This is a genomic window from Variovorax sp. CCNWLW225 (assembly GCF_037204045.1).
Classification (GTDB): Bacteria; Pseudomonadota; Gammaproteobacteria; order Burkholderiales; family Burkholderiaceae_C; genus Variovorax.
In genome coordinates, this window is the sequence record NZ_JBBCBV010000005.1 from 1 (window position 1) to 13238 (window position 13238).

Here is a 13238-nt window from a genome sequence, read left to right on the forward strand (position 1 = left end):
GCTCGACGTAATGTTCCTTGGCTTCATCAGCTTTGCGCTGATCGCCGACGGACTTCGATTGTGTTAACAGGCCCTAGTCCGGGGGATGGTTGATTAGATCAATCGAATGTAGCGTCTCTAAAGTCGTTCGCAGCCGCGGCACCCAGTCCAAGCGGCGCCACCGAACGAGAACCGGAGACATCGACATGCCCTGCCCTGATTTCGACCGCCGCCAGATCGTTGCCGCCCTGGGCGGCCTTGCGCTGGCCCCGCTGGCACCATTGGCCAACGCACAGGCGTTTACGCCCGGCCAACCCATCAAGGTGCTGATTGGCGTGCCCGCCGGCGGCACACAAGACGTGCTGACCCGCGCCATTGCAGAGCAGGTGCGCGACACGCTGGGCCCGCTCATCGTGGACAACCGCTCGGGCGCGGCAGGCCGCATTGCGGTGGAAGCGGTAAAAACCGCGGCGCCCGACGGCCGCACCCTGCTGCTGGGCACCGCCAGCATGATGACCATGTTTCCGAGCGCCTACCGCCAGCTGTCGTACGACCCGATCAAGGACTTTGTGCCCATCATCAACGCGGCGCGCTTCGAGCTGGCACTGGTCGTGCACAAGGACGTGCCGGCCAACACGCTGGCCGAGTTCATCGCCTGGGCCAAGGCGCAGGGCGACAAGCTGAGCTTTGCCTCTTACGGCGCCGGAACGCCTTCGCACTTTTTGGGCGAAATGCTCAACCGCGCGGCAGGGCTCAAGATGGTTCATGTGCCGTACCGCGGCTCTACGCCGGCACGGCAAGACGTGATGGGCGGCTCGGTGCCCGTGTACTTCGACACCATTGGCGGCGCGCAGCAGCTGCTGCCTTCGGGCCGCGTGAAGGTGCTGGCCACCAGTGGCGACAAGCGTTCTCCGCTGATGCCCAACCTGCCCTGCTTTGTGGAGGGCGGCTACAAGGACGTGGTGGCCACCGCCTGGTTTGCCTACTACGCGCCTCTTAAAACGCCGCAGCCCATCGTCGAGAAACTGCGCGCCGAATTCACCCGCGCCATCAATTCGCGCGATGTGCGCCAGCAACTGCTGCAGAACGGCATGTACCCCGTGGGCGACAACAGCGAGGCGCTTTTGAAGACCATGCGCGAAGACACGGCCCGCTGGGCAGGCATCATGAAGGCCGTGAACTTTCAGGCCAACGATTGACTGAACGACTGAACAACCAAACGACACTGATCGACTGAACGAGGAGGAACCCGACATGCTGAACAACACCCCCACCCACACGCCCATTACCCGACGCCTAGCCGCGCTGCTTGCCGCAGCCGGCCTCATGGCCTCCATGGCCGCCGTAGCCCCCCAGGCGAGCGCGCAAACGCTCGACAGCCCGCTGCACATCGTGGTCGGCTACGCACCGGGCGGCGCCACAGACCGCGTGGCGCGCATCGTCGGCGACAAGCTGGCAGCCCGCCTGGGCGTGCCCGTGGTGGTCGACAACAAGCCCGGCGCCGGCGGCCGCCTTGCGGCCCAGCAGGTCAAGAACACCCCCGCCAGCCAGAACGTGCTGATGCTTGCCAACCCCGCGGTGATGGTGGTGGCGCCCCTCGTCTTCAAGGACAACAACTACGACCCCGAGCGCGACTTCGTGCCCGTGTCGCACGTCAACGCCTACGACTTTGCGCTGTCTGTGTCGCCCCACCTGCCGGTGCGCGAACTGAACCACCTGCTCGCCTGGATGCGCGCCAACCCCAACCAGGCCAACGTGGGCGTACCCGCCACCGGCAGCCTGCCGCACTTCTTTGGCCTGATGGTGGGCGAAAAGGCCAAGGTGCAAACGCAGATCATCGGCTACCGCGGCTCCGCCCCGCTGCTGAACGACCTCATCGGCGGCCAGGTGCCGATTTCGGTCGACACCGAAGACGTGGTGCTGCCGCAGCACAACGCGGGCAAGCTGCGCATCCTGGCCCTTTCGGGCGCCAAGCGCTCGCCCTTTGCGCCCAACATTCCCACCTTCAAGGAAGCCGGCCTCGACCTGGCCGCCACCGGCTGGAACACCTTCTTCGCGCCCGCCAGCATGCCCAAGGACAAGGTCGAGCGCCTGTCCAACATGATTCGCGACGTGATGCAGGACGCCGACACCCAGCGCAAGTTCAAGGACGCCGGCATGACCCCCGTGGTGAGCACCCAGGCGCAAACCGCCGCAATGCTCAAGACCTACAAGGCGCAGTGGGCGCCCGTCGTTCAAAAGTCTGGCTACCAGCCCTGAACAACCGCCTTGCTTCAGACAGACCGACAGACAGACAAGCACATGAAAAGACCCAACATCATCTTCATAGTGGCCGACGACCTCGGCTATGCCGACCTTGGCTGCTATGGCGGCCGCGACGCCGCATTCGGCCCAGTGTCGCCCGTGCTCGACGGCCTGGCCGCCAACGGTTTGAAGCTCACCCAGGGCTATTCGAACTCGCCCGTGTGCTCGCCCACCCGCTTTGCCATGATTACCGCGCGCTACCAATACCGCCTGCGCGGCGCGGCCGAAGAGCCCATCAGGAGCAGCAGCCGCGGCAGCACCACGCTGGGCCTGCCCACCGACCACCCCACCCTGCCCTCATTGCTGAAGGCCGGCGGCTACCAGACCGCCCTCATCGGCAAATGGCACCTGGGCTACCCGCCCCACTTCGGGCCGCTGCGCTCGGGGTACGACGAATTCTTCGGGCCCATGTCGGGCGGTGTCGACTACTTCACGCATTGCGACTCCACCGGCCAGCACGACCTGTGGTTTGGCGAACAAGACAAGAAAGAAGACGGCTACCTGACCGACATTCTTTCCAAGCGCGCCGTGGACTACGTGGAACGCATGGCCGTCAAACAAAAGCAAGAGGAAGAAGCCCCCTTCTTCCTGAGCCTGCACTACACCGCCCCGCACTGGCCCTGGGAAACTCGCGACGACGCCGAGAAGGCGCCGACAGTGAAAGACAACCTCTTCGACCTGGCCGGCGGCAACATTCATGTGTACCGCCGCATGATCCATCACATGGACGAAGGCATCGGCTGGATCATGGCCGCGCTCGAAAAGCACGGCATGGCCGACAACACCCTGATGGTGTTTACCAGCGACAACGGCGGCGAACGCTTTTCAGACAACTGGCCCCTGGTCGGCGGCAAGATGGACCTGACCGAAGGCGGCATTCGCGTGCCATGGATCGCGCACTGGCCCGCCGTGATTGCCAAGGGCGGCGAGAGCAAGCAACTGTGCATGACCATGGACTGGTCCGCCACCATGCTCGACGCGGCTGGTGTGAAGGCCGATGCGGCCTACCCGCTCGATGGCGTGTCGCTGATGCCCGTGCTGAAAGACGCAAAGCACAGCTTCCGCAGGCCGCTGCACTGGCGCATGAACCATCGCGGGCAGGAAGCGATGCGCGACGGGGACTGGAAGTACCTGAAGGTGGACGGCAACGAATACCTGTTCAACATTCCGGCCGATGAGCGCGAGCGGGCGAATTTGGGGAAGAAGGAGCCGGACAGGTTGGCTGCGATGCGGGCGGACTGGCTGGCTTGGAATGCGACGATGCCTGGGATTCCGGAGGATGCGACTGTTAGTTTGGGGTATTCGGTGAAGGATATGCCGCAGAGGTGAGAGGTGCGCCCCGGCATAGAGCGGCAACCGCTTGAGGCTGAACTCGAACACCCGGTGCCGGAGCTCGGATGACGGCGCCTTTGAACACTGTCAGTTGGACAGGCAGCACTTCAACGACCGCTGCCCATTGGCGCGTGGGCTCCCCGGTACGTTGTTCTTCGTGGCACCACAGTCCCGGTTTGCCGCAGAGCCCCTATCGGCAAGCGTGCGTGAGCCCAGGATATGCAAGAAGGTCTATGCTCGCCGCTTTCCGACAGGGACTGTTTATGCGTGACTCCTCACCCGCCAGTACTACCTGCGGCCCGGACGAGCCTGCTAGCGTTGGTCACTTGGCTTGCGCGCTACACAACAAGAACGGCCAAGACCTCGAAATCGAGATACCACCGGGCGCGCAGCTGCAGCTCGCTGGGGTCCAAGGCGCGTCGGTCTCCCAAGGCGAGCTACGCTTTGCGACGCTAGGTGACCGGAATCGGGCGGTCGCCGCGCACGTGCTTGCCGAACTAGGTGAGCGCCGCAGCGATTCCGACACCCTTTGGAACGCAGCGCGAGCTCTATGGCGCAAGGAAATCGGTCACGCCGATCTGGCCAGCGGACGGCTTCTGGCCGCAGCGCACACCGACCAGGATCTTCTGCGCACTGCCGCATGTCGGATGACGAGCGCTTCAGAGGTGTTTGAGGTGCTACACCTAGTCAAGGCAGCGTTGCCTCACTTGGACGACCTCGATCTTGATGCCCTCATCAACCTTTGCGACGTTGAGCAGCCTTTGACGCAAGGCGATATGGCTGCCGGCATTTTCTACGGCGACCTACAGCGATGGCTTGCAACGCGCCCCGCGACGGCACATGCGCTCGTTGAAAAGATCCTGGATACGCCGGCACAGACGCGAGGAAACTTGCTAGGCGCCGCTTGGATGGCTTGGTTCGGCATCGACCCTCAAGCTGCTGCCAGCGAATTGCTCGCCGTTTGCACTCGCGTGGAGGCGCCGGTGCCCAGCGTCACCTGCTGGATCGCCGGGCGGATGCTTGCCGAGTTGCCCAACGAGCCTGTGCCCGCGACTCGCCTAGAGGATTTGATCTTGCGCAGAATCTCGAGCGCGGACGCACAGGAGCACCGTGCGGGTTTGGCGGCTGCGACCTCTTTGCTTCATCTTCGTAGGCGGTTTGACGGTGCTCTGCGCAAGCAAATTGACAGCGGTGATGCCGAAGCACGTGCCTATGTCGCGCGGGCGCTTTCCCGCGAGGCCGAAGCTTTTCTCGTCGCTGACGTGTTCTTCGAATGGCTGCAACGATGTGTGGCGCTGGACGAGACGTTCGCAGGTGTACTGAGCGAACTCGACTACACGCTGTCTACCCTGTTGCGGCCAGGCTCGCAGCACATAGACGGCGTATTTGGTTTTTTCGAAGGTTGGGTCGCGGCGCAGCCTCAGGCCAAGGGCGGGCGCGATGGACGATTCGCTGAGCAATTCGACCAATGCGCCAACAAGATCTTGGAGCAACCTCATTTGAGCGCTCGCATGGTCACCCAATGGATGCTTAGGGACGGCTTGGCCTTCCCCTCCGCCACCGCAGGCGTGATTTCCAGGGTGGACCATCGTCGGGGCGGCTCGAGCCTTCGATTCGACCCAGCTTTGCTGGTCACTGCGACTGAATCTGATTTGCGGTTCCTTGGCAAGCGCGTGCTCGGCTTTTTGATCGAAGTCGATCACATGCTCTCACTCGCCCTCTCTTTGCTCGATGTGACCGATGCGAAGAATCGTGTTCACCCAATGATGAGATGGCTCCTGCTGCAGGAGATCGGCTATGACTACCCCTCCACTACGGCTAAGCAGCTACGCATTCACGCTGGGAGGACCGTCGATCCCGAAACCACGACGCTTCTGCTAGACATTGCAGCCGAACTTGACGCCCACCTCGCCGATCTTGACGACTTACCACGCCTGCGCGAATTGGCGCTGCCGCGCGCCGTGCGACGTGAATTTCGAAAGGCGCGCGCCAAGCAGATGGAAAATTCGATGCGCGAAGGACGCAAAGATTCGGCGCTGGCGCAACTGATGTCCACCGTGCACATCAAGGCGGGAGAAAGCTCTTTTCAATACGTGCAGGACGAGTTCTCGCAACCGATGCACTTCACGTCTCACTCAATTTCCGTCGAGCTCCCTCGCCGGGAGAGCTTGGACCCAGTAGGCAATGCGTACCGGATGCACACGCTGCGTGTGGCGAAGCGGGGTGGTGCATGAGCGCGGGCAACCCGATGCGCCTTGCACTGTCGCATTACCTGCGCACCCTGCGCGAACGCGACGAGTTCGATCGTCTTTTACCGGAGCTCCTGACGGAGATGGGCTACATCGCGCTGGTGAAACCGAAAGCAGGCGTACGCCAATTCGGCGTGGACTTTCCCGCCGCGGGGAAGTCGCCTGCGGACGGAATAGACGAACTGTTGCTGTTCGTCATCAAGCAAGGCGACATCGGTCGGCGAACATGGGACGGAGACCACAACGCTGTGCGACAAAGTATGGACGAAATCATTGATGTGTACCTCGCCAGTCACGTGCCACTTGGTTACGAGAACCACCGTAAGGTCGTCATCGTTGCGACCACCGGCGATCTCGGACAGGAGGTTCAAGCGAACTGGGCGGGGTACACGAACAGGCATCGGCAACTGCGCTTCGAGTTCTGGGGAGCCGATAGGGTGTCGGACCTCATTGAGTCGCACTTGTTGAACGAGCACCTCTTCGACGGACAAGATCGCGCGGATCTGCGCAAGTCTCTTGTTATGGGCGCCGACAGTGAATATCGCTTCGACGACTTGTGCCGGTTAATGCTGCGTCAGCTGGGCCTGGCCGCGGACGGCCAGTTGTCGGATACCGGCTTGAACCAGTCGCCGGCGACGCTATTGAAGGCCTTGCGTCGGGTGCATCTAGCTGCCCTTGTCTGCTCGTACTGGGCAGACGCGGAAGGCGAGCGCCGTCAGGCGCTATGGGTCATGGAACGTACCGTGCTCTGGAGTTTCCACCGCGCAGTACTGCAGCAACTGCACGATGACGCTGACATCCAATTGGCGATCCGTGACATCTGGGAATCGTACCTCGCTGCGGCGCGTCGTTATCACGATCGGATTGAGAGGCACATCCGGATCAAAGATGGCTTGTCGGGATATACCCGCGAAGGCGCAGAGTACGCCATCACCCTGCTTGAGCAAGTGGGGTTGCTTGCGTCAATCGGGCTATCAATGGTAATGACCGGTCACGCGACGCCCGATGGCGAAGATCAAAGGGAATTGATGGCAGACGCGCTGGAGAATCTGCTGCGCAACCATCCGGCAGCCGCCTCACCCCGGTTGGATGAGCAAGTCGTCGACGTTTGCTTGGCCTTGGTGCTTCTGACGCAATGTGGCCGCTTTGACACCGCGCGTTGGTGGGTAGCCGAAATCGCCGGGCGCATGAACTTTGCGTTCACACTGGACAGGATGTTCCCCGTCGGCACCGATTCACTAGACGACTTAGTTGAGCTAGAAGTAGACGCAGGCGACGAACTGAAAAAGCTGTTGAAACAATGTTCTTGGCTGCTGGCGACTATCGCTTCTTGGAGCGTGATGCTTGGCTTGGATGATATGTATGAAGCGATCGCCAAGGGTCATGCGCAAAGTTACCCTGAGGTGGGCAGCCAACTTTGGCATCCTCCGCTGAATTGGAGCGCCGGGTGGTACTACGGGCCCGCACACCACGAACGGGGAAGCAGCGAAGCACCCTATCTTCTTCCAGCGAGCGCACAAGGCCTGCGAGATCGAATCACCAAGTTCAACATCAGCGGCCGCCTCAAGTGGGAGGAGACCTCACCGGCGCTGCAGGCGGGATTGTGGGCCGTTGATTTTGTGGCTTGCCGGCACTTTCGCACGCCGGTTCCCGCGTCTATGTGGTACCACCTGCGCGACGAGCCCACATCGATGCCAAGCAGATAGGCGCTGATGACTGAACGAAAGAACCGGTCACCGGGCGGCCGCGTTTCAGGGGCCATACCTTTAAGGCTGGTAGTGGCGCACGGCGCAAGTCGAATGGAGCTATAGGATCGAGGGTTTGGCAATTTCTCGGCGACTGAATTCCGAGGCCAAGAGGTAGAGAAACTGCTGCGGCTGACCCGTGATGAAATCTTGAACACGGGGACCGAATGGCCCGTCAGTGATGAGTGGAAAGTGATGTGGCCGATAGCGCGTTATCGATCCTAGATAGTAAGCCACCGCGTATATCGAAAGTAATTGCGAAACCGTCTGCGCCGCTTCGACAGGCGGCCGCAAATAAACGTAGTGCCTTCGGTACGGCGGGATGGTCGCAACGGTAGCCCAAAGGAAGGGGCGTGCCGTATTGAAGAGTTGCTGCAGCGAGTTCCCGTATTTTGTGTTGGGGCTGACGATTGGGACGTTTTGCTGGAAGCAAACCAGCGAGCGACCGGAGCCATCGGTCTCACTGCAGGCGACTTGAGCGAACGACGCTGCCAAGCCGGATTCGACCAGAAAGGTCTTGTGGCTAACACCGATCCTCGAGAGATCATCAGTGACAAAATACAGCCCAAGCCAGAGCTCTCTCGTGGTCTTGCTGACAAAAGTTCTGATCTCATGGATCGCGACGAAGCGCTCCTTCTTGTTCGCCGCGGATGACCACAGCCGATGACCTGGAAGTATCTGAGGCAGCAGAACCGAAAGATCGTAGTCGATTTGTGCAGTAAGTCCGGCACCGTTCAGCACCGCCATGAACTCGGAGAAATTCTGCAGATCACCTCTGGCATTCGGACTTGGAAAAGCTCGCAAAAACGCATCAGTTAGCTCGCGGTTCGCAGGTCGCAGCATCTCTGACAAGCCATGTTGCGCTTTGTTGAAAGTCGTCTGCGTGCCTTTGGTGAGACAGAACGCCTTCACGAGATTCATGAAGCAGTAGTACAGAGACAATGGCCTAGCGGAAACACGCTGAGAGTCAACCGCACCCTCGTAGAAATCGCGGGCCTGCCGAGTGCACGCGAGAGCCTCAAGCCGGTTCGCCTGGGGACACGAAGTCTTAATGGATTGATCAATGATCGACCAGGGGTCAAGCGAAAAGAGAAGAGTCTGGAGGCTCGCATTGCCCTTAGGTCCAAGCTTGGTCGGCCAGAAGCTATAAGGGATCAACTTGTTGTTGACGCGTAGCCTTTCGCCGACGCGCGAAGCTGCAAGTTTCATTTTCGTCCCTCGTAAGCGATCATCAAAGCGGCGATTGTGTCCGACGGACGACTCGTGGCGAAACTGAGCGTGGCTTATTACGTTAGACAGGCCAGTAGATCAAGACAGAGCTCGCGGTCGACGGGCCGCATCCGCTGCACACCGGGACTCCGAGTCCGCTACCTTGTTCGACGCATATGTCCATTGCCTCTCAATCCTCCCGAACCAGCACATCCCCCTCAAACCGATACCGAAAATAAAACCACTTCTCAATCTCCGACTTAGCCTCAATACGAAACGCCGTAATCAGCCTTTCCCCATCGGTCTTCAGGTAGATCGCGCCGTACACCTCGACGTTGCTGCGCGCGAGCTCCTTCACGTCGGCCTTGAGCTGGACGATCTTGTCCGGCGAGAGCGTGCCCGCGGCGAGCTTGTCGATGCCGGCCAGCAGCTTGTCGACGGAGTTCTTGTCTTCCATCGCGCGCGAAGAGCGCTGGAGCTCGGTGGAAAGAATGACCGGTGCGCCGCCGCGGCCGAAGCGGCCCAGGCGGCCGAGCAGGTCGGGCCTCGGGTGGATGTGGCCCTCTTCGTCTCCCGACGAGATGATGAAGGCCGCCGGATTGACGGCATCCAGAAACGCATCGGTCACCTTTTCGGAGCCGTGGTGGCACGACTTCATGATGTCTGACCTGAAGATGTCGCGCGCCTTGGTCACCATGTCGTCGTAGGCCGGGGTGCCGGTCTTCGGGAACTTGCTATCGGCAGTGCCGGTGTAGTGCTGCAGCAGGAATTTCTCGGCTCCCTCGTTCAGGTCGCCGCCGAACAGCACGCTGAACTTGCCGTACTGGAGCCGCAGGATGACGGAATGCCCGTTCTTGGTTTCGTTGAACGAGCCCAGTTGCCGCAGCGCCGGCATGCCGTCGGGGCCTTCTTCGACGACAGGGGCCAGCACCCGAATCGTGTAGCCGCGGTCGTCGGACGGGGCAAAGTCGGGCATCCAGGCAATGTCGTCTTCCATCGTCGCGTGCTGCACAGAGAGCATGCAGATGTCCTGGATCTTCGGGTTCTCGAGCGCGGCTTTCATGACCTGCGGAAACAGGTGGTTGGTGCCGGCGTTCTCGAAAATGGTCTTTACGGTTGCGTAGTCGGTCGCAAGGTCGCCGATGTAGGCAACGGAAGCGCCGTCTTCCTTCACGGGCTTGCCGCCCAGCTTCTCCCAGGTTCCGCTCACGGGCCGCTCGACGAGCCCGTTGTGATAGACCGTGCCGAATCCGATGCCGGGGCCTGCAAACACATCCTTGAAGCCGAGGTAGTGGTCGCTGTCGGGGTGGGTCATGACGGCGGCGGCAAAGTCGAAGCCGCGGTAGGTCTGGAACCTTGCGGCGAGAAAGGCGCGCATGTTGCCGCCCTCGCCGGCGTCGATGACCACAATGCGCTCTTCGCCGTCGGTCTCGGGCGAGATCAGCACGGCGCCGTCGCCCTGGCCCACGTCGACGAAGATGATTTCCAGCGGCCGGCGGGCGACGGTGTCTTCCTTGCGGATGTAGAGCGTGCGCCGCTTGGTGGGCGAGCGGGCGGCCCAGTCGATTTCGAGCCAGCCGTCGCCAAGGTCTTTCTTGACCTTGAGGAAGTCGCCCCAGATGACTTCGCGGATCTTTTTCTTCTTGTCGTCGAAGAGGTGAACGGGGCTTCCGTCCGCGCGCAGATTGACGAATCGGTGTGCTGCCATGCGCCCGCTCCCTCTTTTTTTGACGAATCCCGCACTTTTAGCAGCGAGGGGGGGCAGGCGCATCACTCAAAAGCGGTATGGCAATAGGCAGGCGGCTCCGGACAATGGCGGCTTTGTTGCTGGAAGTCTGCATTCGGACTATGGGAGTTGACCCGATCCCTGAAGACATCAACATGTAACACTATAGTTGCAGCACAATTCCGGGCAGCGAAAACTACAGCCTGAGATCGCCATGACCCTGGACGAACTGTTTGCCGAAAGCCATTTGCTTCCCACGGTGCCCAAGGTGGTGTTCGACTTGATCGAGCTCTTGCGCAACGAGGACGCCTCTATTCCCGTGGTTGCACGCAAGGTCGAGCTCGACCAGGTGCTGACGGCCCGGGTGCTGCGCATGGCCAACTCTCCGTACTTCGGGCTGCGCCGCAAAATCCTCTCGATCCAAGACGCGATCCAGCTGCTGGGTTTCTCGTCGATCCGCTCGCTGGTGGTGAGCTCTGGCCTTACGGGCACGTTCCGCAAGGTCGACGGGGTGCATCTGCCGTCTTTCTGGTCGCACAGCCTGCGCGTGGCGGCGGTGGCCCGCTACCTTGCCGGCAAAACGCGCAGCGTGGACCAGAGCCTTGCGTTCACCGTGGGCAGCATGCACGCCATCGGCCACCTGATCATGGCCGGTGCCATGAAGGAGCAAATGGCCAAGCTCAACGCCGTGCACCCGTTCGACATGATGGGCCGGCTGGAGGTCGAACGGCAGAAGTTCGGCTTTCACTACGGCGAAGTGGGCGCCCGGCTGGCTGCCCGCTGGGAGTTTGCGCCCGAGTTCATCAGTGCCCTCTCTTGCTTTGCCAACCCGATGGAAGCCGAGCAGGTCGACCCGCTGGCCAATGTGCTGCACCTTGCCGTCTGGCGCGTTGCGCTGGAGCGCGAAGGCCTGCGCATTGGCGACTCGCAGCACATGTGGCCTGCCCAGTCGGCGGATGCCATTGGCATTTCTGAAGACGTGATGCAAGACATGCCGGCGCCCCGCGAGCTGGCGTCCGACCTGGAATCGATGATCGCCTGATCGTCGTTTGACCGTCCGTTGAGGGTGGCGCCTGCCGCCCCATTTTGCCTGGCTTCGGCCAGCGCCCTCTTCTCTCCCCTCCCCCTGGCCGAGCCTTGAACGGTGCCGCACGACGATGTGGCAGGCACAGTCGTTTGACTTTTTTAGATATATCGAAAATAATTTCGACATACTTCGAGAGGACATCGATATGCGACACCCCCACTTCGGCCACCACCATCACCACCCCTGCCACACGCCCCGCGGCGAGCACGAAGACGGCCTTTCGGGTGGCCGTGGCGGACGCGGCGGCGGGCGGGTGTTCGGCCACGGCGGCCTGCGTTTTGTGCTGCTGCGGCTCATCGCCGACAAGCCGGCCCACGGCTACGAGCTCATCAAGGCCATTGAAGACCGCCTGGGCGGCAGCTATGCGCCGAGCCCGGGCGTGGTGTACCCCACGCTCACGCTGCTCGAAGAAATGGGCTACCTGAGCGTGGAAACCGCCGACACGGGCGGGCGCAAGCGCTACAGCATCACGGCCAGCGGCCAGGAGTTTCTGGCCGTCAACAACGACATGGCCGACGCGATGATGGCCCGCATGAACGGCGGCGTCGACGGAGCCGGCCCGCGCGGCGGGCGCCCGCCGCAGGTGACGCGCGCTATTGAGAACCTGAAGCTCGCCATGCGCATGCGCCTTTCGGGCCCGCCCCTCACAGAACAACAAGCCCACGATTTCGCCGCGGTGCTCGACAGCGCCGCTCAGCAACTGGAACGCATCTAGAAAGCTTTTTCTGAAATGACCGACTTCTCGACCGACACATCTCCCGCTTCTTCTTCCCCGCCCGACCGCACGCCGCGCCGCGTGCGGCACGAGCTTCGCTTCAGGCAGCTCACGGTAAAAACGGTGCAGCGCGTCACGCCGCACCTGATCCGCGTCACGCTCACCGGCGATGACCTTGCCGGCTTTACGAGCCTGGGCTTCGACGACCACGCGAAGATCTTTTTTCCCGACGCCGCGACCGGCAAGCTCACGCTGCCTACCGTGGGGCCTGACGGCCCGGTGTGGCCCGCAGGCGGCCGGCCGACCATGCGCGACTACACGCCGCGCCGGTATGACCCGCAGGCCAACACGCTGGAGCTCGACTTTGCGCTGCACGAAGCCGGCCCCGCTACCCAATGGGCCGAACAGGCCAAGCCGGGCGACATGCTCGGCGTGGGCGGGCCGCGCGGCTCGTTCATCGTGCCGACCGATTTCGACTGGCACTTGCTCATCGGCGACGACACCGCCCTGCCCGCGATCGCACGGCGCCTGGCCGAGTTGCCGGCCGGTGCGCGCGTGGTGGTGCTGGCCGAGGTCGGCAGCGAGGCGGACCAGGTGCCGTTCGAAACGCAGGCCGAGCTCACGCTGCAATGGGTGCACCGCAAGGGCGCTGAACCGGGGCTGAGCCCGGTGCTGCTCGATGCACTCAAGGCAATGAAGCTGCCGGCCGGCGACTTTCACGCCTGGGTGGGGTGCGAGTCGGCCATTGCGAAGGCCCTGCGCGCGCACCTGGTGGGCGAGCGCGGCGCCAATCCGAAGTGGGTTCGCGCGTCAGGCTACTGGCGCCGCGGTGCCGTGGCCACGCACGACACGCACGACGAGTAAGCGCCTTGGTTTTGCTCCTTCCCCTTCC

At 62.1% G+C, this 13238-nt stretch carries 10 protein-coding genes; 8 read left to right on the forward strand and 2 right to left on the reverse strand.

All coding sequences use genetic code 11. The annotated features are described in order from the left end of the window. The first annotated feature begins 185 nt into the window (after nt 1-185). The 5 genes from V9L20_RS11400 (at nt 186) to V9L20_RS11420 (ending at nt 7570) form a co-directional block, all read left to right on the forward strand. Nucleotides 186-1178 carry a Bug family tripartite tricarboxylate transporter substrate binding protein gene (locus tag V9L20_RS11400; RefSeq protein ID WP_337296679.1) on the forward strand — a complete coding sequence of 331 codons (993 nt, stop codon included), beginning with the start codon at nt 186-188 and terminating at the stop codon, nt 1176-1178. A 55-nt stretch (nt 1179-1233) separates the two neighbouring features. After that, entirely contained in the window at nt 1234-2238 is a 1005-nt protein-coding gene (locus V9L20_RS11405) for a Bug family tripartite tricarboxylate transporter substrate binding protein (protein WP_443098568.1), read from the forward strand. A 42-nt stretch (nt 2239-2280) separates the two neighbouring features. Then, the gene (locus tag V9L20_RS11410) at nt 2281-3612 is read left to right on the forward strand and encodes a sulfatase family protein (RefSeq protein ID WP_337296680.1); all 1332 of its coding nucleotides are present in this window, start codon (nt 2281-2283) and stop codon (nt 3610-3612) included. 329 nt (nt 3613-3941) lie between these two features. Beyond that, nucleotides 3942-5849 (forward strand): hypothetical protein, encoded by a 1908-nt coding sequence (locus V9L20_RS11415; RefSeq protein ID WP_337296681.1) that lies wholly within the window; start codon nt 3942-3944, stop codon nt 5847-5849. After that, the gene (locus V9L20_RS11420) at nt 5846-7570 is read left to right on the forward strand and encodes a hypothetical protein (RefSeq protein WP_337296682.1); all 1725 of its coding nucleotides are present in this window, start codon (nt 5846-5848) and stop codon (nt 7568-7570) included. The genes V9L20_RS11415 and V9L20_RS11420 overlap by 4 nt, the downstream gene beginning before the upstream one ends. Nucleotides 7571-7669: 99 nt before the next feature. Here the strand turns inward: V9L20_RS11420 and V9L20_RS11425 are convergent, their stop codons facing one another. Further along, nucleotides 7670-8818: a YaaC family protein gene (locus V9L20_RS11425; protein WP_337296683.1), complete on the reverse strand. Its 1149-nt coding sequence runs from the start codon at nt 8816-8818 to the stop codon at nt 7670-7672. Nucleotides 8819-9008: 190 nt separating this feature from the next. After that, the gene (locus V9L20_RS11430; protein ID WP_337296684.1) at nt 9009-10526 is read right to left on the reverse strand and encodes a ComEC/Rec2 family competence protein; all 1518 of its coding nucleotides are present in this window, start codon (nt 10524-10526) and stop codon (nt 9009-9011) included. Nucleotides 10527-10758: 232 nt separating this feature from the next. Between V9L20_RS11430 and V9L20_RS11435 the strand changes: the two genes are divergently transcribed. From V9L20_RS11435 to V9L20_RS11445, 3 genes are all read left to right on the forward strand, one after another. After that, complete coding sequence (locus V9L20_RS11435) at nt 10759-11586, forward strand: HDOD domain-containing protein (protein WP_337296685.1); 828 nt, start codon at nt 10759-10761, stop codon at nt 11584-11586. A 190-nt stretch (nt 11587-11776) separates the two neighbouring features. After that, on the forward strand, nt 11777-12346 hold the full coding sequence (locus tag V9L20_RS11440) for a PadR family transcriptional regulator (RefSeq protein ID WP_337296686.1): 570 nt from the start codon (nt 11777-11779) through the stop codon (nt 12344-12346). Between the two features lie 15 nt (nt 12347-12361). Further along, complete coding sequence (locus V9L20_RS11445) at nt 12362-13210, forward strand: siderophore-interacting protein (RefSeq protein WP_337296687.1); 849 nt, start codon at nt 12362-12364, stop codon at nt 13208-13210. The last annotated feature ends 28 nt before the right edge of the window (nt 13211-13238 follow it).